This is a genomic window from Ochrobactrum sp. S1502_03 (assembly GCF_044435015.1).
GTDB lineage: Bacteria > Pseudomonadota > Alphaproteobacteria > Rhizobiales > Rhizobiaceae > Brucella > Brucella chromiisoli.
Genome location: NZ_JAYEXN010000012.1, coordinates 14,352 through 31,742, shown reverse-complemented (window position 1 = coordinate 31,742; position 17,391 = coordinate 14,352). Strand labels below are relative to the sequence as shown.

The following is a 17,391-nucleotide window of genomic DNA, read 5'->3' as shown; positions in this document are numbered from 1 at the left end:
GTAAAAAATAAGGAAACTGCGTTATTTCAGATGAATTGTGACCCAGCCTGAACGATGCAGCGTTTTGATATGTGTGAGGCCCTGCGCCTGATAGGCGGCGAGCACCATATCGTGCTGGCTGTCGAGAATGCCTGACAGGATGATAGAGCCGCTTGGAGCCAGATGCGATTTCAACGACGGTGCAAGTTCAATCAGCGGATTGGCCAGAATATTGGCGACGATCAGATCAAACGGCGTGTAGGAGCGGAAGATCGGGTGGTCGAAACCTTCAGCAGTCGCGGTGATGACATGTTCGCTTACGTTATTGAGAACTGTATTTTCAGCGGCGACAGTGACGGCAATGGGATCAATATCGGTGGCAAGAACCGGGATCGGTGCAAGCTTGGCGATCGCAATTGCCAGCACAGCGCTGCCAGTGCCCAGATCAAGCGCGTTGGTTGGATGCTCCCGCTCAACCACTTCTTCGATCATTTCAAGGCAACCGGATGTGGTGCCGTGGTGGCCCGTACCAAAAGCCAAGCCCGCGTCAATCAAAATCGGGATGTCAGCGGATTGCAGTTTGTCGCGATCATGCGAGCCATGAACGAAAAAACGACCTGCGCGAACAGGCTTGAGGCCTTCGAGTGAATGGGTGACCCAATCAATGTCCGGGAGTTCTTCTGTTTCGAACTTGTCGTTTCCTACGAGTGAACCGATGCGGGCTGCAAGCTCATCCGCTTCATCTTCGGTATAGACGGAAACTTCGAATATCTGGCGGTCCTCATCAATCTCGGTGATTGCGACCGGAAAGCCGTCATCCTCGAATGCGACTTCGAGGATGTTGTAGATTCGTTCGGCTTCCGTCTTGTCGGCCGAGAAGAAGAGTCGTGACTGGGGCATGGATAATAAGCTCTGAAATCGAATTGGAAGCCCTGTTTACTCGTTTGTGCGGCCTTTGGCCAGATTCTTCAATTTTTCCAGAGCCGTATCCGGGTTTTCCTGATAAGCGATGGTTCCGCGGAAGCGTCCACCCTTGTCGAGAAGGAACACCGATGCCGTGTGATCGACAGTATATTCGCCGTCTTCGGTCGGAACTTTCTTGGCATAGATGTGGAAGGACTTGACCACATCAGCAACATTTTCAGGTGTGCCGGTGATGCCGATAATACGGTCAGACACGTTGCTCACATAGGTTTTCATGATTTCTTGTGTGTCGCGCTCCGGGTCAACTGAAATGAAATAGGCTTTTATGTCTGCGGCTTCCGGGCCAAGCTGTTTCAAATAGCCATCCAGCTCGTAAAGCGTTGTCGGACAGACATCCGGGCAATGGGTGAAGCCAAAGAAAATGGCGGACGGCGTCGCGCGCAGGTCTTTTTCGGTAAAAGGCTTCCCGTCCATGGTGACGAGGTTGAACGGGCCACCAAATGGCTCGTTTGCTGCATTTCTGTCACGGATCATGTTGAAGCCAGCAGCGCCGACGATCACGACGATGAAGGCAACAATGAAGATGGGCAGGAATTTTTGCATATTCAGTCAGCCTTGAATTTTGTTTTGCATTTATCGCACATAGGCGCGCTATTTGTAGATCTTCGCCGATCTCCAACAAGACAGCGCTTCTTTAACGGATGCACCTTATGTTGGAATGATCGTGTCAGTCTAGCAGAGTACAAAGATTTCAGAAAGTTTTGAAATGACGCAGGGTGAAGACCTTCGCTTCCAGAATAGCGAACCACGTATTCATTCGACCGCCCAGTTGAAATCGTCAAAACTCGGTCGTTATGCCGATATTGGTGAGCGGGTGATTTTGCGTGAAGTGACGGTTGGCGACTTCACCTATTTCGAGCGAAACGGTGAGGGCATTTACGCCGAGATCGGCAAGTTCTGCTCTATTGCTGCCAATGTGCGGATTAACGCGCTTGAGCATCCTATGGAACGATTGACCACGCATAAGGTGAGCTATCGGCCCAATGAATATTTTCGCTATCTGGGCGTCGATGGTGAATTCCGCGCCAGACGGCAGGCAAAGCGCGTCACCATTGGCAATGATGTGTGGATTGGCCATGGTGCCGTCATTACGCCGGGCGTGCGCATCGGCCATGGCGCGGTGATTGGCGCGAATGCCGTGGTGACAAAAGATGTGGCACCATATCACGTTGTGGGTGGTGTTCCAGCCCGCGTCATTCGCAAGCGTTTTGATGATAAGATTATTGAAAGATTGCTCGCGCTTTGCTGGTGGGACTGGCCGGTGGAAAAGCTTTATGAGGCAGTCCCTGATATTCAGACGCTTGACATCGAAGCTTTTCTTGAAAAATGGAGCGTTTAGGCATTGCTCTCTTGCAATGACTCGTCCGCTTCTCCACTTTCCAGGTTGAAGTTGCTGGAGATTTCTCATGTCTAAATTGAATAAGCTTGCCGGGTTGTTTGTTGCTCCAATGCTGCTGCTTGGCGCTTCTGCTGCCGTATCGGCGGAGGAAGTTGGTCAGGTCGGCGTTGACTGGCTGGGCAATGATGTTGTGATTGATGCGGTTCAGGACCCGAAAGTAAAGGGCGTAACCTGTTATCTGGCGTCGTTTTCACGCGGCGTTATCGACCGTTTGCAGAAGGGCAACTGGTTTGAAAACCCATCCAATGCCTCGATTTCCTGCGAGCAGTCTGGCCCGATTACGATTGGTGACATCAAGCTTGGTAAAGGCGGAGAGCGCGTCTTTTCGGAGCGCACCAGCCTGATCTGGAAAAAGCTGGTCATCACCCGCATTTATGACCAGAAAAACAACACACTGCTCTATCTCGCGCATGCGACACAGGTTCAGGATGGTTCGGCCAAGACTGCACTCTCAACCGTTCCGCTGTTCAAGGGGGATGTGACCTGGGAAAAAGGAAAGCCGGAGTAATCTCCGGCTCCCTGTCTATTCAAACTTAAGCGCGCTGAACAAAGCTGTCGAGAACGCGCTTTTGTCCGGCTTTGTCAAAGTCGATGGTCAGCTTATTGCCATCGATTGTCGCGACTGTTCCGTTGCCAAATTTGATATGAAACACGCGGTCGCCGACGAAGAAGGCTGACGGCTTGTCAGCCACCGACTTTGCAACCAGTTCACCGTCAATCATACGGCCTTTGACAGAACCACGCCCCGCACCGAAACCTGAATCCGTTTCGCCATAGCCAATGCGTTCAACATTGGCACCGGAGCGCGAGCCCCAGTTGTTGCGTGTCGCTTCCGAGCGGTTCTGCTGCGCGCGCTGCCAGCCGGGTGTCGAATAGGAGTTCTGGAACGGATCGGCCTTGTCGAAGCGCGATTGCCCGTAACCGCTATTGCCATAACCGCCGTAATTGCCTTCCATTTCAGCCACTTCGACATGTGCTTCAGGAAGCTCTTCCAGAAAGCGTGACGGGATGGTCGATTGCCACATGCCATGAATACGGCGGTTGGAAACAAACCAGATATGCAGGTTTTTCTTGGCACGCGTGACGCCAACATAAGCGAGGCGGCGCTCTTCTTCGAGACCTGAGCGCCCCCCTTCGTCCAGTGCGCGCTGATGTGGAAACAGCCCTTCTTCCCAGCCGGGCAGGAAGACGGTTTCAAATTCCAGACCCTTAGCCGAATGCAGCGTCATGATGTTGACGGCATCCATGTCCTCATTTTTCTCGGCATCCATGACGAGCGCAACGTGTTCAAGAAAGCCGCGCAGGCTCTCGTAGTCTTCCATGGAACGGATCAGTTCCTTGAGGTTTTCGAGGCGTCCCGGCGCTTCTGCTGACTTATCGTTCTGCCACATGGCGGTGTAGCCGGACTCGTCGAGAATGGTTTCGGCAAGTTCTGTATGGGGTGTATTGTCGAGAAGCGACTGCCAGCGGCGGAAATTATCGACCACTTCGCGCAGCGCTGAACGTGGCTTTGGCTTTAACTCTTCGGTTTCAACCAGATCACAAGCAGCGGCAAACATCGAGATGTCGCGCGCACGGGCATAATCGTGAATCTGGCGGATTGCCGCTTCACCAAGGCCACGCTTTGGTGTGTTGATGATGCGCTCAAGTGCCAGATCGTCGGCAGGCTGCGCAACCACGCGCATATAGGCCATGGCGTCACGGATTTCGAGGCGCTCATAGAAGCGCGGACCGCCGATAACCCGGTAATTGAGGCCAAGCGTGACGAAGCGATCTTCGAACTCGCGCATCTGGAAAGATGCACGCACGAGGATTGCCATATTGTTGAGCAGATGGCCCTGACGCTGCGCCTGTTCGATGGCCTCGCCAACGGCGCGGGCTTCTTCTTCGGAATCCCATGCCGCGTGCACTTTTACCCGAGGATCGTCTGGATTGGGCGCTTCCGTGAAAAGCGTCTTGCCGAGGCGGCCTTCATTGTGTGCAATCAGATGTGCTGCGGCGCCCAGAATATGGGCCGTCGAGCGATAGTTACGTTCAAGCTTGATAACGACCGCACCCGGAAAATCCTTGTCAAAGCGGAGGATGTTGTCCACTTCCGCACCGCGCCAGCCATAGATCGACTGATCGTCATCGCCCACGCAACACAGATTCACTTTGTTTTCGCTCGCGCCTGATGGCGCTTGTGGGCCGTCTGCCGCAAATGGCACAGGTGCTGCGTTTCGCGATTGCGGTCGCTGGGCGAGAAGCCGCAGCCACATATATTGCGCGGTGTTGGTATCCTGATATTCGTCGACCAGAATATAACGGAATTTCGCGTGGTATTCGCGCAGGATATCCGGGTGATTGCGGAAGATGCGGATCGGATGCAGCAGCAGATCACCAAAGTCACAGGCGTTCAGCGTGCGTAGCCGTTCCTGATAGGCTTGATAAAGTTCACGGCCTTTTCCGTTGCCAAACGAACGCGCATCGCCTTCCGGAATATCGGCAGGACCAAAGCCCTTGTTTTTCCAGCCATCGATCATATTGGCGAAGGTGCGGGCAGGCCAGCGCTTGTCATCCAGACCTTCAGCCTGAATGAGCTGTTTGATCAGGCGGATCACATCATCCGTATCAAGAATGGTAAAATCAGATGTGAGATTGACCAGTTCAGCGTGGCGGCGCAGCAGTTTTACGCCGATGGAGTGGAACGTGCCAAGCCACGGCATACCTTCCACAGCGCCGCCAACCAGATGGCCGATACGCTCTTTCATCTCGCGTGCAGCCTTGTTGGTGAAGGTCACGGCGAGAATCTGGCTCGGATAGGCGAGGCCGGTTGTCAGAATATGCGCAATGCGGGTGGTGAGAACGCGGGTTTTGCCAGTGCCTGCACCCGCGAGAACCAGAACCGGACCCTCTGTGGTCAAGACGGCCTGACGCTGTTCAGGGTTGAGACCCTTTAAATAATCAGGTTCGCCACGTTGCTGGTTGCGCGCTGCCATGGCGCGTGCGGCAATGCTGCCTGTCGCGGGGGCGCGGTCAGTTGGTGTTTCATCGCCGAAGAACGGCATATCATCAGGGAAATCGGACATTGCTACCGAATGTAGTTCTATAAAACTACAGCCTTGTTTTTGTTGACTTTTACGCCACTCAACCCCGCACCTAAATCACTGGTGCGGGAATAGCTTGTTCGCGGCGCGTTCCGCTAGGCGCTGTTTATCTGCCTTCCTCGTATAGACCTCAGCCATCTTTGTCGATGCCCATCCATACATTGCAGCAAGCTCATGTGGCGTTGCCCCGTTCTCTGCTGCCAATGTCGCGCCAGCTTTTCTAAGCCCGTGCGCAGTACCCTTTATATTGGCATCCACACACTGCTTTACAAACCATGCGCTGGCGTTTTGCCTATCCCAAGCTTTCCCCTTACGGTTCGTTAAAAACAGCAGGCTCGATATATTCGCCGCTGCAATGCTTCTGGCTAACGGCGGCAGCACCGGGATTGAAACATCAATCTTTGTCTTTTGAGCTTTGATGTTTATCCGGCCATCTTTGATATGCTGTGGACCTAGGCGGATTGCGTCTGAAATCCTCAACCCCGTATACAGCATTATATCAAACGCAAGCCGTGCCTGAGTGCCTAACGGGTGATGGGCGGCGAACTGATCCACTTCTTCCATCGTCCACGTGTGATGACCTTCGCTTTTCGGAAGTATGACGGTGAGGCCATCCGTGGGATCGATTTCTATCAAGCCGCGTTCCAGAGCATACCGAAACAATATTTTCATGCAGTTGAGATAAGCCTTCGCTGCATAGAGATTGCCTTCACGACGAACTATCCCGGCGCTTACCGCCTGTTTATCGATAGCGCGATAATTCAGATCGCCGCCTGTCTCACATACTTTTTCATATAATTGCTTCTGATTGCGCTGCGTGCCGTCAGCAAGCCTCATAAATCGCCCACTGGCGTAATATTCATCGACAAGCCAGCGAAGACTATTTTGCTTCGCCATTGCCTTCTGTGGGGCAGATTTACCAGAAACAGCCGCATCGTACGCCGCATTGAACTCTGGAGATCCAAACACTCCCGGCAAACGGATGCGCTTTTCTTTCCCACGACGAAAATACCAGACCGTTTTACCGTGTCTGGTTATTTCTTTCTGAATATATGGTTTGCGCGGTCTTGGCATGGCGCGCATTAAAGATAGCCTTTTCCTTTATCGTCAACTTGTTTATTGTCGGCATAGTCCTTTGGCACCAAACGGATGAATGCGTTGCCAATTTGGATTTCAGGGATATGTGCAGCTTTCTCAGCGCCTTTGCAGATCGCCGTTACTTGTCTTTCGGTCACATCAAGACGCTTTGTCATCTCTCCCCCTTTCTTGCAGTGCGGTGTGGCGTCTTTGGTGCTGGATGAGCGCTGAGTGCCCGCCTTTTACCCAGACAGACATTGACCATTCACAACCAGAAGCCAGTCCGACACCATTGCACATGCCGATGTGCGTCTCTCGTCCATTGCATCCACAATGACATTTGCGGCGGGATTTACGCGGCTCCATATATCGGGTCTGCGTTTCCGAATTTCCGTACTGGCCCCATGATTGGGTGCCTTCCGTCATCGCGACCTTCAATGCCTGTGGTGAGAGTTTTGACAGATCAGCCATGATCACTCACCGCCTTTCAGGGCTTGGCGACCGGCAATGTCGCAGCGACGAATTTCTGCTGCTTTCAGGTGATGCTTGAGATGCCGCACATCAGTATCGTGCCAATCGCTGACTATTACCTCACCATCTGCAACGTACAGGTATCCCGCATAGACTGGATAATCGTCTGGCAAAACGGGTTCATTAAGCTTCATTCGCTCTGCTCCCCTAGTGCGGATGCGGCGAGCATGGCGCGCCAAGATGACCGAGCAACTAATCTATCAACCTGATAAGCAGACCGTTGCATGGGTGAAGCCTTGTCGTAGTCACCCCAATGATCAGGCCATGGAGCTTTAGCATCCAGCATCCCCTCTGTCGGCTCCTGTAGAGCGGCGAAGAATGATTTACGTGCCGCCTCTGCATCATCCAGATAAGGAGCCTGATGCGATTGAGGCAATTGCGACCACGGCTTGCATCGTGCTCCGTTACGGCTTTCATAAATGGCTTTCGCGGCGTTCGTCAGTTCCTTACTCGCCATGGCTGGCCTCCTTTGCGCGCAAGACATCGGCGTGAGCCGCATAAACCTTCTGTATTGTCGCTAACGGTATCTCGCCCTCAAACTTTTCGTCATGCTTTTGCATTAGTGTGACAGCATCAAAAAGGGCTTCCAGCTTTGATAGTCTGTCAATGAGGGTCATGGCTTCCTCCCGGCTTACCAAGGCAAATCTCTACCCATCGAAGGACGGGAAGAAAATTGTGGTGTTCATCTGAGACCCGATTTGGTTCGCGCGCTAGAAGCCCGTTAAGGCTCGCACGAACCTCTCCATGCTCGCACCAAATAGATCCGCCAGCTTTGAGGAATGCACTGACAATTTCCTTGCGAAATGGAATAGCACGATCTGACCATTCCATTATTCGTTCATCGTCACGCTTCCTGTAGACACTGACCATTTCAGTCAGAGATGAAACAATGTTCATGCATTTTGAAAAGTCGAAAGACATCTGACAGGTCATGGCTTGCCCTCCAAGGCGGCGCGGGCAATTGCTCCGCGATCTTTATGCGCGGAGGAAGGGTGGTGCCGAAGGACTGCTCCACCTTCCACCTGTTCAAAGCGACCATTTTTCCAGTTGTCTAAGTTGCTATAGAATTCCAACGCCTTCTTTGCCGCCGCGAGTTGGGTTTCTAGGGCCTTAACCCGCTCAGTCAGCGCCGCGTTGTCGTTGACCAGTTCCGTCTCATGATCTTTAATCCGGTTTAGGTCATGAATAAGCGCCGCATTGTCGGCATCCTTCGCCGCAATGATGGCCTCGGCCTGTGAGCGGGTGACGAGAGCTTCCTGCTCATATTTGTCAGGGTCAAAACTCACATCAGCAGAAGGGTAGTGATCCCATGCTCCATTACCGTCTGCGATATATTTTCCGCGATAGGTGACCGTCTTCAACCCATCGACCGGCGCGGCGGGGCGGGTGTTCCAAGCTGTGGCGGCGCCTGCCTCTGTTTCGCCCCATCCGCCAGATGATCCGCAGCCTCGTTCTGTGCCTTCATACCCAGCTGCGCTACAGACGACAGTAAACCCATGATATTCTTCAAATGAAGGATCAAGGTACATCTCAATCTTGAGGTAAGATGTCTTGTGACAAAACGGGCAAGGCTTCAATTCATTCGCCATGGTTGCTGCCTCCTGTCGGGCGGGTGAGTACCTTTGCACACTTCGGACAAGTCGCTGTGCCATCGCGATGAAAAATCCAACCATACGAACGAAGTTGATTACGAGCGTCACCGCCCGTTTCGCACGGCCCATTCATGTGCGGAAACTCATCCCATTCGTGATCGGGGTTGTCGTATTTGCAGTATGCGTGGAGGTCGTAAGAACCTTTCCACGTCTCCGGGTTTTCTTTCAGCGTTGGCTTACTCATTCCGACACTCCCGGTGAGGCTGGGAGGGGACGGCGATACGTGCGAGCCTCTATGATTTCAACTGGCCCGTCCTGCGCATATACAGCGGCGTAATGCTTGGCGTCAGCAAGGTCTGATGATCCTGCCACAAAGTCACCATTGCAGATAACTTCATAATCAGCCTCACACTCCCAATCCTCTACAGGCTGAGACGAGAGGGCGCGGATTTCAGCACCAAGTTTGATGTCGTTATCTGCGATGATCTCAGCAACTTCCCAAGCCTTCCGGTTGGAAAGGCTCTCAATGAATTCGCTGTTAACCGCCGTGCTTCGTCCTTCAATTATCAGAGCTGCGCGTTTCAAGAGGTCGCCTTCCTCCAACGCCTGCGCACGCGGGGATGGTTCATGATCCGGTCCGTTTTCGTTCTTCGAATGAGCCGCTAAATTAGCGCCTTGTGGATAACTATTAGCAAAGGGCTCAAGCGCGGAGAGGATGCGAGCCTCATAATCGGCCTGTGCTGCGGCTTTGGCGGCTTCTTCGGACGAGAAGACGTCGCGAGTTTCGGGCGCATTATCGAGCCACCATGCCCACGATCCCTTCGGAGTTGTGCTGCAAGCGACATATTTCATGCCGGGGTGCGGATGTGCTATGTCAACCACTCCTTTCGTCCACTTCAACGCCTTCACCTTCACCCCTTGCAGGAAAGGCAGGGAGGCTGTGAGAGCGTTTCTCATTCTCGTCCAATTAAGTGTTCCATCAAATTCATGGTCCAGCCACGTATCAAGCGCCGCCTGTACTGCTGCTTCTGGTATGGTCGGGGTCATGGGCGAATCCTCGCAATCCCAGCCTGCATAAGCCGGGACAATGGCAATTTCGGAAGGGCGGATTTGTCGATGCGTGGAGACTTTTCAGTCTTTTGGAAGCCTTGACTTCTCAAATTACCTTTTGCGCGAACTATGCCGTTCGCCTTGTCACTCATGCGCTTTGTTTTTGCCGCTCTTGGCGTATCGACAGTACGGGTTTTGTATCCGTGGCAAGGTATGCAGACAGCCGCGCAGTTTTCCAGCGTGGGTTCTCCACCAATGCTATCAGCTATGATGTGATCATATTGAACGCCTGCGCTCAGACTGACGCAACAACGCTGTCCGGCTTCAAAGCCGTACATTTCGCCAACAGCCTCGCATTTCATGCCAGATCGCTTTAGAGCAGTTCGTTTAACTTCCTTCGAGAATTCACGCCGCGCCATGGTTCACCTCCGAGAAATCGGTGAGAGACAGGACGATATCCAGTTCAAGAACACATTCACGGTCGAACTTGCCGCGCACTTCGCGCTCAAGCTGCTCGTGTGTGGCGATGTAAAGCTTCGCCTTCTCACGGCTGCGGCGAACATCGGACGGGGCTTGGAGGGACATGGTTTTCATGCTGCATCCTCTAAGAAGGCGAGCGGGTCATAGCCGATGGCTTCGGAAAGCTTCGCCATTGCCAGTTCCATGTACGTGCAAAACTCTTCATGGTTCATGGCGTCAAAGGACGTACTGTCCGTTGCGATGTAGGACGATCCGTCGAGGTTGTAACGAATTTCGACATATCCACAGGCACGCTTGAGAGCGTCGTGAAGCTTCTCGGCGGTCGGCCATTTGCCAGTTGCCTTGACGACTTCGCTTAGCGCTTTCCAATAGGTGCGCTGCTGAGGAAGGGAACGCTTGGTGAGCGATGCCAGGTTAAACTCTGTTCCAAGAGGCGCTGCGAGCAACAATTCAGCATCGAAGCCAGATACCGGCTGCAAACCGCGCGGAGTCTTGCGAACGACAATGAGCGCCTTTTCTTTTTTCGCCATTATCGCCACTCCGGTGCGAATGGGATCTCGTCGTCCAGATCATTCGAGAAATTGGCTGGCTGGCCAGCTTGGCGCGACCTTGACGGCTCGCTGCGCTCTTCACGCTTAGGAGTATCGAAGTCGACTTCATTCACGCGGATTGTCGGATATGACTTGCCTTCATGCTCGCGCAGACCAAATTCACCATTGGCAGTGACGCGAGTTCCTTTGCGCAAATACTGCTCAAGACTTTCGCCGCGCTTTCCCCAGATAGAGGCGTCAAACCACATCGTTGATTTGTTCTGTCCGTAACCGTCATCAACAGCCACAGTGAAGCCAAGAACGGAATCCCCGTTTTGAGTGCGACGAAGAACAGCGTCTTTGCCAATGCGTCCGGAAATTGTGATGTTCTTCATGGTCAGGCCGCTTTCTGTTCTTCGGGAAGGGTATTGCCGTAATCGGTCAGGGCTTGTTTCAATGTGCCTTGCCAATCAGCCGGAAGTTTCTTGCGGAGGGTTTCGCACTCCTGATCGCGCCACCAACGGCCAAGGTCAGAGCGGCTTGTGTTGAGGCGCATGTCTTTTTCGAGTGCTGTATAGAGCGCACGCGCTTCATCATTCTTTGGTGCGGACTTATTTGCCTGCTCATCCTGCCGATACTCTTTATCGACCTCGGCCACATATTTCTGATCGTCCCACCGGCCAAGAAAGATGTTGGCGGCGATGCCAAGTTGCGAAGCGGCCTTAATAATGGCGTCGGTGAGGCTCTTTTTTGGAGCATCTTCATCAGACATTAGGCCCTTATCGCGGGTCTTCATGAGCGCTTTGGTCTGTCCGTAAGCCTCGTAATAATGCTCTCGCTTCGTGTGCCAGAAGCGAATGCGGCACCAATGCAGAACTTCATCACCGAGAGGCGTAAAATCCTCTGCCAGCACTTCCCAGCCAAATCCCTGACCGACAGGGCCAAACATTTCCGTTAGACACTTGATGACATATTGCGGGTTTGGAGACGTGCCCTTGTACGCCTTGCCAGTGATGGCTTTTGTGTACTGAGGATCGATATCGGCGTGGGCTTCCCACAGATCGAGTTTGGCTGACATTACGCAACCTTCCGTTCTTCTTTGACGGTAACGCCGTCGATGTTGTGATTGCCGCGAGCAACGATCTGGCGAGCCAGATCATCAAGGAAGTCGCAAAGATCGACCTTGTGATGAGCCCAGACAAAACGAGCGAACGCCGTGTAATTGGTCACTTCCGAGACGTAAGACGTGCGGAGAGACGCGGCGCGGCCAAAGCCCTTTGCAGATGCTTTCTCATTACCGATGCGGCGCGCTTGCGAATCCGCTGCCTTGGCTTCCTTCACAAGCTGTTCAGCCTGCTCGTTCTGCTCAAGATTGTCACCGGTGCGCTGGCGCATGGCCTCCATAGCAAGGCGGTTCTTTTCTTCGGCTTCTTTTAGAGCTGCAGCCTCTCTCTCAAGGCGTGCTGTTTCCAGCTTTTGAAGCCATGGCGCGAGAGCCTTCTTGCATGCTTCGACTGCCTTCACGGTCTTTCCTGTGACAGACTTTGTCTTGCCAATCAGGAGGTTGAAACGCTCCTGAATTTCGGCCTTCGCATCGTCGTGAGGTTTGGCCTCCTCTTTGCGGGCTTCGTCGGCTTCTTTCTCTGATGCCTGAATAAGGCGCATGAGTTTCTGGATCTCGTCTGCCTGATCCTGGCTGGTTATTTCTGCGCCATCTAGCCAAAGCTTGGCTTCATCATAAAGATCATCGATCTTCGCTTTGACAGTTTCGAATGGGGTGGGCTCAGGTGCGCCGTTATGGCCTATGCCAATTTCCTTGACTGAATTTTCCATTTAAAAAATCCTATCAATGATTTCGGCCAAGTATGCCGAGTTTACTTTTTCAGGATCTTTGTCCCGAAGTTTGCTCATTAATTCGATGAAATAAGCGCTATCAACGCCGGTAAGCTGGTCTTCAAGGACGGCGGGATTCGTGAGGTCTAACTCACTAATTTGCATGATCATTTTGAGAATTTGACCTGCGTTTATGGTCCAGCCGCGCTTGATAAACTTTCGCAGTCGAATAACTGAGCAAACCGGATATTTGCTGCCGACATACCTTAGTTCACGGCTTAAAAGAGCTTCCAGCGCCGCTTGACGCAGAACCGTCTTTTCATCCCAGCTAGTCCAATAGTTGGTGCAATGAACAAAATCATAATTCTCATGTATTTGATCTGGATCGCCAGCGAAGCGGACAATTATCTGGATTTTGTTCGACAGCGTAATTGCATTGCTGGATAAGAATACTGGCCGGTAGGGCGCACCATCATCATTGCGCTCAACGGACTCGGCTCCGGATGCCTCTCCAAAACCTTCATCGCTCTCGTCGTCAGACAACGAAGGAACCACACCCGCCGTTTCTCCCCGGCGACCTGACTCAGTCGTGAGTTTAATTCGTCCGTCGCTCTCGGTTGTAACGGCCATCGTGAAGCCGGTATTTTTTGCGAAGGCGCTGACGTAGTAGTTAGCTACTTTTAACGCCGCGTCTGTCGTTCTAAAATAGAGGTCGAAATCGTTGACCGGCTCATTGAGCAGCATAGAAGCAATGGCCCCACCGGTGACGATTGTGTTTTTGCGAGCAATATCGCGGACCTCCTCATCCTCAATGCTTTCGAGCCATTGGTTTATTTTGGCTGACAGTACTTTATTTATTGTCTTCGTTTTCATGCCATCACCTTGCTAAACTGAGATTGCGGAATGCGGAGTTCCAGAGGCGTTCTGACTTCTGCCAGTATTCGGCAGCGCGGAGGCCCTTGCCTTTGATCTCGGCGTACTTGGCCCAATCGCGATATTCCTTCGCCAAACGGCGCTGTGTCTGCGAAAGGGAGAAGAACTGCTTCTTGGCTTCTTCGCTCATGCGGCTAACACTCCTTCCTCAGTCAAAAGCTCATGGTCTGTGAGGGTGAGATAGATTGACCGGATTTCCTTGCGTGCATCGTAAGGGAGAGGGCGGGCGAGAAGGTCGCCAGCTGCTTCAATGCGGTCTTCGATAGATTTGTCTGTGCTGATTGCGGTCAGATACAATTCGACCTGTTCAGCGCTGAGGTGATCGGCATGATTGGTCATGATGCACCTCTGGCTTTCGCTCTCAGATCATCGACACGGTGCAAAACACGAGGGTCAATGTCGAGGGCAGAAACGATATCCAACACCTCAAGCATTTCAGGAGCTACGGCGAATGTGTGCGGCGAGAACTTCCCAAAGAAGCCAGAGAAGTCGACATAGATGTCGTCCCACTCTCCTGCGGCATCGCGGTAGTTGCTTCTGATCGCGAACTGTCGAGTTGAAGTCGACGGCATCACGGAAATTTTCAGCGGGACTTTTTCTTTAGAGCGCATCTGTTTCACTCCGAGCGATTTCCGCCATTGTTTCTGCGTGGCAGAGCATGAGAAACGTTGCTGCTGTTCCAGCAATGGCGAGGATAAAAAGGATTGTTACGAGGAGAGCCATCACAGAAACTCCTCAAGCATTCCTGCGAAGCGCTTCATGCTTGGAGCACGGCTTGCGGTGTAATGAGCGCCTTCAACGGTCGAGTTCAGACGGTTGGCGTAGTAGCGAGCGTTAAGCTCGAAATAGGCGCAATCCTCGTCGCCACGCTCTTTCTTGATGGCGAGAACGTCACGCAAAAAGCGCGGCTTGTTTACCGTCTGCGCAATGCCTGCAAAGGCTCTCGCAAGGTCGTTTCCGGTAATCTGGTATGTGGAGTGCATTTCGTTGCTCCCAACTCGTTTGCTGAGATCAATGTACGATAATCATACATTACGCGCAATAGGAAATGTACGAAAATCATAATTATTTTTGACGCCGCCGCGAACCGTGCTAGAATCAGTGTGCACAAGTCGCAGCCCGACTGCTGCGCATTACGATGATCGTAATTCTGTTCTGGATAGGGGAGGTTATTATGTGAACCGCAGCGTGTGGCGCGCTTAGAAGGCAATCAGTTAGATAAAATGTACTAATTCGACAAAAACTTGCTGAATTTCTGGAATTCTGAATTTCTAGATGTTATATGTATTGCAAATGGAATGGGGATTCTCGTTCGGCGTCTGGCTCTCGGTATGAACCGAGGGCCTTTCGCTTTTTAAGGAAATACTTTTATTCCAGCGTGGGCAAATGGGTAATTGTGGCCACCCATGTACTTAGTCCTGATTATATCGTGGGCTCTGTTTTCTTGCTCGGGTCGCATACATCTAAGACCGATAGGTCTTGCTACTAGATCGGCCAATTGTAGCCCAATGGAATTAGTCGCTTTTGATACAATCTGTATCTCCATATCCGAAAATCCATTGCGAGCTAAGTAATGCTGACCGTCCATTATACGGCGAAACTCTAGCTCAAGTGTCTTATCCTCCTCTCCTCCACCCTTCTTGCCGCCACGTTGTTCGAATATAATATGTGTTGTTCCTTCAACTCGGCGATTGTGGCCAAGAAAACTGTGCAACCTCTCAAGACAAAATAAAAGCGCCAAGTGGTAAGGGTTATCTGGATCGTTGTATCGCTGCCGCAGCCTATCCTTATGAATAACGGTTGGAATTATTGTCATAGGTGTATCCAAAATTATCTGGGATAGATCACTCTGGAACTGACCCTTTAATTCTCTGGATCTCAGAAAATCAAAGGGAGACATGTCTTTCCGTATCTCTCGTTCATGCAGTATTACGTTGTCATGCCCAAACCATTGCAGCTTAAAATTCTGTACGCGTGGGCATACGATATTGACGTAATCTTCTTTTTTGAAGACGCAGAAAGCTAGGACAAATACGGGATACTCTGGATTTATTATCTCCAGATTGTGATCGCCGCTTTCGTCCACAAAAACAATGTAGTCGCTGAAGCTCAATAGATATCTCCGAATCTTTGAGTTTCATCATTTCGTGGAGAGGTTGCCAATTGCAAGCCACCGCGCATCTATAAGTGGAGTTGATGCTGGGTTTACCGCAGAAAAGATAATTTTGGTGGGTCTGCGGAGGCTCGGTACCACATCTAGCGGCGACAAAACGCCGTTAACCTTTCATCAAGAATGTTCTTGTTCTGTTCTCATTTATGAGTCATCCTGTCGCACATACAGCGGAACATGGAGTAACAGTATGAGCATGGAAACGAACTATATTGTGCAGAGCTACAGCAAGGGTTATCGGGGCAAGCTGAACCCTGACACGCCTTTCATCGCAAAGGATGCGGCACACGCAAAGCGCACAGCTGAACGAATGGCTAAGAGTAGCCCGATGGTGATTGCGTTCACAAATACCGGCGATGCTGAGACAGGTGATTTCGAGCCGCCAAAATTGATTTACGCGCACGGCGACCCGCTACCGCCAGAAGTCGATGAGATGGAAAAAATCTAACACCGGGGGGTGTGAATGATTAGATTCGCCCCGAAAGCTCCGGTGGCAGAAAAAAGCGCCGCTGATAAGATGATGGACGACGCTTTAGAAAGCGATGAAATGCGATTGATGAACAAGATCGAACGCGAGAGCGTTTCAATCGCAAATCTTATGACTTCAATTCACGGTGGGGCTTGGAAATCTCGGGTTGATCATCAGAGGAAGATGGTCCTGATTTGGCAGGCTGACGCTGAATAACGGTGTCGATAACCGAGAATACGACTTCCACGCCACGTTGGTCTAAACCTTCTATGCGTTGAAGTGCTTCAATTATAGCCTGGTCGCCCCGAATTACGTCCGAAGCCGTATTGGGCCAGTTCGGGGGCGGGGCGTTCAGGTATTCAGCAATGACCGGCACTTCCCGGACCTTTAAGTCACGCTTGCCTTTCAACAGCTGAGTTACCTGCGGGTGCGCGACATGCATATGCTCGGCAAGGCCAGACTGAGTTTTCCCAGCCTTCTTGTCGAGGTTGTTGGCGATCCAATCAATGAACAGTTGAGACACATTATCCGTCATTGTTCGATTTTCGCACAACGGGATAAATCCAGCACGTAGGATTATCGTACATTATTGCTTGCGTTGATTGTACGAATATCATACATTCGTGGTTATGAGACACGAGCCAGCAAACACAATCATCACTGAATTTGGCGGTTTGACCGCCGTTGCAACCATTGTCGGCGTTTCTCCACATTCGGTGATGCGCTGGCGCATGCCCAAAGACGCGGGCGGGACTGGAGGGGCAATTCCTCATTGGCATGTCCCGGTACTTATTGAAGCTGCGCAAGACCGAAAGATTAAGCTCAAGCCAGAGGACTTCATAGCGAAGTCAGCACCAAAGCGCTCCCGCACGAGGGCAAGCGCATGAACAGTCCAAACCCCAACCTTAATCAGGATAACCCAATGAGCGACGATATTACATCGCAAGCCCAGACAATTGCTGTCGGCCAATTGCGGGCCTTCATCGAGCGTATTGAACGCCTCGAAGAAGAAAAGAAGACCATCGGCGACGACATCAAGGAAGTCTATGCGGAACTGAAGGGCTCTGGATTCCAAGCGCCCGTCGTTCGCGAAATCATCCGTCTCCGTAAGAAAGAAGATCATGAGCGCCAAGAGGCCGAAGCAATGCTTCAGCTTTATATGGACGCATTGGGCATGAGCTGAGCCATGAGCGCGACCGTATATCCCACACAAGACGGTAATTTCATTGCGACTTGCCAGATTACTGGCCGAGGCGCGAGCGGTCGCACTCGTCAACA

29 protein-coding genes are annotated in these 17,391 nt (G+C 52.0%); 4 read left to right on the top strand and 25 right to left on the bottom strand.

The annotated features are described in order from the left end of the window. Window positions 1-21: 21 nt before the first annotated feature. Together VBH83_RS10280 and VBH83_RS10275 are read right to left on the bottom strand one after the other, a co-directional pair. Window positions 22-879, bottom strand: a complete 858-nt coding sequence (locus VBH83_RS10280; RefSeq protein ID WP_265985408.1) for a 50S ribosomal protein L11 methyltransferase — start codon at window positions 877-879, stop codon at window positions 22-24. A 36-nt stretch (window positions 880-915) separates the two neighbouring features. After that, a complete protein-coding gene (locus tag VBH83_RS10275) occupies window positions 916-1,506 on the bottom strand; it encodes an SCO family protein (RefSeq protein WP_265985407.1) in 591 nt (196 codons plus the stop codon). A 163-nt stretch (window positions 1,507-1,669) separates the two neighbouring features. On the opposite strand from VBH83_RS10275, the gene VBH83_RS10270 reads away from it, so the two are divergent. Continuing rightward, window positions 1,670-2,302 carry a DapH/DapD/GlmU-related protein gene (locus tag VBH83_RS10270; RefSeq protein WP_396997543.1) on the top strand — a complete coding sequence of 211 codons (633 nt, stop codon included), beginning with the start codon at window positions 1,670-1,672 and terminating at the stop codon, window positions 2,300-2,302. 67 nt (window positions 2,303-2,369) lie between these two features. After that, window positions 2,370-2,870, top strand: coding sequence for a CreA family protein (locus tag VBH83_RS10265; RefSeq protein WP_396997541.1), 501 nt, complete (start codon window positions 2,370-2,372; stop codon window positions 2,868-2,870). Window positions 2,871-2,895: 25 nt separating this feature from the next. Here the strand turns inward: VBH83_RS10265 and VBH83_RS10260 are convergent, their stop codons facing one another. The 22 genes from VBH83_RS10260 to VBH83_RS10155 all read right to left on the bottom strand — a co-directional run bounded on the left by VBH83_RS10260 (window position 2,896) and on the right by VBH83_RS10155 (window position 15,587). Continuing rightward, window positions 2,896-5,430, bottom strand: coding sequence for an ATP-dependent helicase (locus tag VBH83_RS10260; RefSeq protein ID WP_265985404.1), 2,535 nt, complete (start codon window positions 5,428-5,430; stop codon window positions 2,896-2,898). Window positions 5,431-5,505: 75 nt separating this feature from the next. Then, entirely contained in the window at window positions 5,506-6,531 is a 1,026-nt protein-coding gene (locus VBH83_RS10255; protein ID WP_396997539.1) for a tyrosine-type recombinase/integrase, read from the bottom strand. Next, window positions 6,531-6,701: a hypothetical protein gene (locus tag VBH83_RS10250; RefSeq protein WP_396997537.1), complete on the bottom strand. Its 171-nt coding sequence runs from the start codon at window positions 6,699-6,701 to the stop codon at window positions 6,531-6,533. The genes VBH83_RS10255 and VBH83_RS10250 overlap by 1 nt, the downstream gene beginning before the upstream one ends. A gap of 297 nt (window positions 6,702-6,998) precedes the next feature. Further along, entirely contained in the window at window positions 6,999-7,190 is a 192-nt protein-coding gene (locus tag VBH83_RS10245) for a hypothetical protein (RefSeq protein WP_396997535.1), read from the bottom strand. Beyond that, entirely contained in the window at window positions 7,187-7,513 is a 327-nt protein-coding gene (locus VBH83_RS10240; RefSeq protein ID WP_396997533.1) for a hypothetical protein, read from the bottom strand. The genes VBH83_RS10245 and VBH83_RS10240 overlap by 4 nt, the downstream gene beginning before the upstream one ends. After that, on the bottom strand, window positions 7,503-7,673 hold the full coding sequence (locus VBH83_RS10235; RefSeq protein ID WP_396997531.1) for a hypothetical protein: 171 nt from the start codon (window positions 7,671-7,673) through the stop codon (window positions 7,503-7,505). Before VBH83_RS10235 ends, VBH83_RS10240 begins: the two co-directional genes overlap by 11 nt. A 312-nt stretch (window positions 7,674-7,985) precedes the next feature. Beyond that, window positions 7,986-8,645: a Lar family restriction alleviation protein gene (locus VBH83_RS10230; RefSeq protein WP_396997529.1), complete on the bottom strand. Its 660-nt coding sequence runs from the start codon at window positions 8,643-8,645 to the stop codon at window positions 7,986-7,988. Beyond that, entirely contained in the window at window positions 8,635-8,892 is a 258-nt protein-coding gene (locus VBH83_RS10225; protein WP_396997527.1) for a hypothetical protein, read from the bottom strand. The genes VBH83_RS10230 and VBH83_RS10225 overlap by 11 nt, the downstream gene beginning before the upstream one ends. Further along, window positions 8,889-9,695: a hypothetical protein gene (locus VBH83_RS10220; protein ID WP_396997525.1), complete on the bottom strand. Its 807-nt coding sequence runs from the start codon at window positions 9,693-9,695 to the stop codon at window positions 8,889-8,891. Before VBH83_RS10220 ends, VBH83_RS10225 begins: the two co-directional genes overlap by 4 nt. Next, window positions 9,692-10,117: an HNH endonuclease gene (locus VBH83_RS10215; protein ID WP_396997523.1), complete on the bottom strand. Its 426-nt coding sequence runs from the start codon at window positions 10,115-10,117 to the stop codon at window positions 9,692-9,694. The genes VBH83_RS10220 and VBH83_RS10215 overlap by 4 nt, the downstream gene beginning before the upstream one ends. Further along, window positions 10,104-10,292 carry a hypothetical protein gene (locus VBH83_RS10210; RefSeq protein WP_396997521.1) on the bottom strand — a complete coding sequence of 63 codons (189 nt, stop codon included), beginning with the start codon at window positions 10,290-10,292 and terminating at the stop codon, window positions 10,104-10,106. Before VBH83_RS10210 ends, VBH83_RS10215 begins: the two co-directional genes overlap by 14 nt. Beyond that, window positions 10,289-10,708, bottom strand: a complete 420-nt coding sequence (locus VBH83_RS10205) for a hypothetical protein (RefSeq protein ID WP_396997519.1) — start codon at window positions 10,706-10,708, stop codon at window positions 10,289-10,291. The genes VBH83_RS10210 and VBH83_RS10205 overlap by 4 nt, the downstream gene beginning before the upstream one ends. Continuing rightward, window positions 10,708-11,103 (bottom strand): single-stranded DNA-binding protein, encoded by a 396-nt coding sequence (locus tag VBH83_RS10200; protein ID WP_396997517.1) that lies wholly within the window; start codon window positions 11,101-11,103, stop codon window positions 10,708-10,710. The genes VBH83_RS10205 and VBH83_RS10200 overlap by 1 nt, the downstream gene beginning before the upstream one ends. A gap of 2 nt (window positions 11,104-11,105) precedes the next feature. Further along, window positions 11,106-11,786, bottom strand: a complete 681-nt coding sequence (locus VBH83_RS10195; RefSeq protein ID WP_396997515.1) for an exodeoxyribonuclease VIII — start codon at window positions 11,784-11,786, stop codon at window positions 11,106-11,108. Then, window positions 11,786-12,541: a hypothetical protein gene (locus tag VBH83_RS10190; RefSeq protein ID WP_396997513.1), complete on the bottom strand. Its 756-nt coding sequence runs from the start codon at window positions 12,539-12,541 to the stop codon at window positions 11,786-11,788. The genes VBH83_RS10195 and VBH83_RS10190 overlap by 1 nt, the downstream gene beginning before the upstream one ends. Beyond that, on the bottom strand, window positions 12,542-13,414 hold the full coding sequence (locus VBH83_RS10185) for a hypothetical protein (protein WP_396997511.1): 873 nt from the start codon (window positions 13,412-13,414) through the stop codon (window positions 12,542-12,544). A gap of 4 nt (window positions 13,415-13,418) precedes the next feature. Further along, on the bottom strand, window positions 13,419-13,604 hold the full coding sequence (locus VBH83_RS10180) for a hypothetical protein (protein ID WP_396997509.1): 186 nt from the start codon (window positions 13,602-13,604) through the stop codon (window positions 13,419-13,421). Continuing rightward, a complete protein-coding gene (locus VBH83_RS10175; protein WP_396997507.1) occupies window positions 13,601-13,813 on the bottom strand; it encodes a hypothetical protein in 213 nt (70 codons plus the stop codon). The genes VBH83_RS10180 and VBH83_RS10175 overlap by 4 nt, the downstream gene beginning before the upstream one ends. Next, a complete protein-coding gene (locus VBH83_RS10170) occupies window positions 13,810-14,085 on the bottom strand; it encodes a hypothetical protein (protein ID WP_396997505.1) in 276 nt (91 codons plus the stop codon). The genes VBH83_RS10175 and VBH83_RS10170 overlap by 4 nt, the downstream gene beginning before the upstream one ends. Next, the gene (locus VBH83_RS10165; protein ID WP_396997503.1) at window positions 14,075-14,197 is read right to left on the bottom strand and encodes a hypothetical protein; all 123 of its coding nucleotides are present in this window, start codon (window positions 14,195-14,197) and stop codon (window positions 14,075-14,077) included. The genes VBH83_RS10170 and VBH83_RS10165 overlap by 11 nt, the downstream gene beginning before the upstream one ends. Next, on the bottom strand, window positions 14,197-14,457 hold the full coding sequence (locus VBH83_RS10160) for a hypothetical protein (protein WP_113486832.1): 261 nt from the start codon (window positions 14,455-14,457) through the stop codon (window positions 14,197-14,199). The genes VBH83_RS10165 and VBH83_RS10160 overlap by 1 nt, the downstream gene beginning before the upstream one ends. Window positions 14,458-14,828: 371 nt before the next feature. Next, window positions 14,829-15,587, bottom strand: coding sequence for a DUF3800 domain-containing protein (locus VBH83_RS10155; RefSeq protein ID WP_396997500.1), 759 nt, complete (start codon window positions 15,585-15,587; stop codon window positions 14,829-14,831). 247 nt (window positions 15,588-15,834) lie between these two features. On the opposite strand from VBH83_RS10155, the gene VBH83_RS10150 reads away from it, so the two are divergent. After that, entirely contained in the window at window positions 15,835-16,092 is a 258-nt protein-coding gene (locus VBH83_RS10150; RefSeq protein WP_396997498.1) for a hypothetical protein, read from the top strand. Between the two features lie 148 nt (window positions 16,093-16,240). Here the strand turns inward: VBH83_RS10150 and VBH83_RS10145 are convergent, their stop codons facing one another. Then, window positions 16,241-16,648: a helix-turn-helix domain-containing protein gene (locus VBH83_RS10145; protein WP_396997496.1), complete on the bottom strand. Its 408-nt coding sequence runs from the start codon at window positions 16,646-16,648 to the stop codon at window positions 16,241-16,243. A 387-nt stretch (window positions 16,649-17,035) separates the two neighbouring features. Here VBH83_RS10145 and VBH83_RS10140 point away from each other — a divergent pair, with 387 nt between their 5' ends. Beyond that, a complete protein-coding gene (locus VBH83_RS10140; RefSeq protein ID WP_396997494.1) occupies window positions 17,036-17,296 on the top strand; it encodes a DUF2312 domain-containing protein in 261 nt (86 codons plus the stop codon). The last annotated feature ends 95 nt before the right edge of the window (window positions 17,297-17,391 follow it).

Coding starts and splice junctions, on each gene's coding strand:
- VBH83_RS10280 (WP_265985408.1), bottom strand. CDS start 879: ATGCCCCAGTCACGACTCTTCTTCTCGGCCGACAAGACGGAAGCCGAA.
- VBH83_RS10275 (WP_265985407.1), bottom strand. CDS start 1,506: ATGCAAAAATTCCTGCCCATCTTCATTGTTGCCTTCATCGTCGTGATC.
- VBH83_RS10270 (WP_396997543.1), top strand. CDS start 1,670: ATGACGCAGGGTGAAGACCTTCGCTTCCAGAATAGCGAACCACGTATT.
- VBH83_RS10265 (WP_396997541.1), top strand. CDS start 2,370: ATGTCTAAATTGAATAAGCTTGCCGGGTTGTTTGTTGCTCCAATGCTG.
- VBH83_RS10260 (WP_265985404.1), bottom strand. CDS start 5,430: ATGTCCGATTTCCCTGATGATATGCCGTTCTTCGGCGATGAAACACCA.
- VBH83_RS10255 (WP_396997539.1), bottom strand. CDS start 6,531: ATGCGCGCCATGCCAAGACCGCGCAAACCATATATTCAGAAAGAAATA.
- VBH83_RS10250 (WP_396997537.1), bottom strand. CDS start 6,701: ATGACAAAGCGTCTTGATGTGACCGAAAGACAAGTAACGGCGATCTGC.
- VBH83_RS10245 (WP_396997535.1), bottom strand. CDS start 7,190: ATGAAGCTTAATGAACCCGTTTTGCCAGACGATTATCCAGTCTATGCG.
- VBH83_RS10240 (WP_396997533.1), bottom strand. CDS start 7,513: ATGGCGAGTAAGGAACTGACGAACGCCGCGAAAGCCATTTATGAAAGC.
- VBH83_RS10235 (WP_396997531.1), bottom strand. CDS start 7,673: ATGACCCTCATTGACAGACTATCAAAGCTGGAAGCCCTTTTTGATGCT.
- VBH83_RS10230 (WP_396997529.1), bottom strand. CDS start 8,645: ATGGCGAATGAATTGAAGCCTTGCCCGTTTTGTCACAAGACATCTTAC.
- VBH83_RS10225 (WP_396997527.1), bottom strand. CDS start 8,892: ATGAGTAAGCCAACGCTGAAAGAAAACCCGGAGACGTGGAAAGGTTCT.
- VBH83_RS10220 (WP_396997525.1), bottom strand. CDS start 9,695: ATGACCCCGACCATACCAGAAGCAGCAGTACAGGCGGCGCTTGATACG.
- VBH83_RS10215 (WP_396997523.1), bottom strand. CDS start 10,117: ATGGCGCGGCGTGAATTCTCGAAGGAAGTTAAACGAACTGCTCTAAAG.
- VBH83_RS10210 (WP_396997521.1), bottom strand. CDS start 10,292: ATGAAAACCATGTCCCTCCAAGCCCCGTCCGATGTTCGCCGCAGCCGT.
- VBH83_RS10205 (WP_396997519.1), bottom strand. CDS start 10,708: ATGGCGAAAAAAGAAAAGGCGCTCATTGTCGTTCGCAAGACTCCGCGC.
- VBH83_RS10200 (WP_396997517.1), bottom strand. CDS start 11,103: ATGAAGAACATCACAATTTCCGGACGCATTGGCAAAGACGCTGTTCTT.
- VBH83_RS10195 (WP_396997515.1), bottom strand. CDS start 11,786: ATGTCAGCCAAACTCGATCTGTGGGAAGCCCACGCCGATATCGATCCT.
- VBH83_RS10190 (WP_396997513.1), bottom strand. CDS start 12,541: ATGGAAAATTCAGTCAAGGAAATTGGCATAGGCCATAACGGCGCACCT.
- VBH83_RS10185 (WP_396997511.1), bottom strand. CDS start 13,414: ATGAAAACGAAGACAATAAATAAAGTACTGTCAGCCAAAATAAACCAA.
- VBH83_RS10180 (WP_396997509.1), bottom strand. CDS start 13,604: ATGAGCGAAGAAGCCAAGAAGCAGTTCTTCTCCCTTTCGCAGACACAG.
- VBH83_RS10175 (WP_396997507.1), bottom strand. CDS start 13,813: ATGACCAATCATGCCGATCACCTCAGCGCTGAACAGGTCGAATTGTAT.
- VBH83_RS10170 (WP_396997505.1), bottom strand. CDS start 14,085: ATGCGCTCTAAAGAAAAAGTCCCGCTGAAAATTTCCGTGATGCCGTCG.
- VBH83_RS10165 (WP_396997503.1), bottom strand. CDS start 14,197: ATGGCTCTCCTCGTAACAATCCTTTTTATCCTCGCCATTGCTGGAACA.
- VBH83_RS10160 (WP_113486832.1), bottom strand. CDS start 14,457: ATGCACTCCACATACCAGATTACCGGAAACGACCTTGCGAGAGCCTTT.
- VBH83_RS10150 (WP_396997498.1), top strand. CDS start 15,835: ATGAGCATGGAAACGAACTATATTGTGCAGAGCTACAGCAAGGGTTAT.
- VBH83_RS10145 (WP_396997496.1), bottom strand. CDS start 16,648: ATGACGGATAATGTGTCTCAACTGTTCATTGATTGGATCGCCAACAAC.
- VBH83_RS10140 (WP_396997494.1), top strand. CDS start 17,036: ATGAGCGACGATATTACATCGCAAGCCCAGACAATTGCTGTCGGCCAA.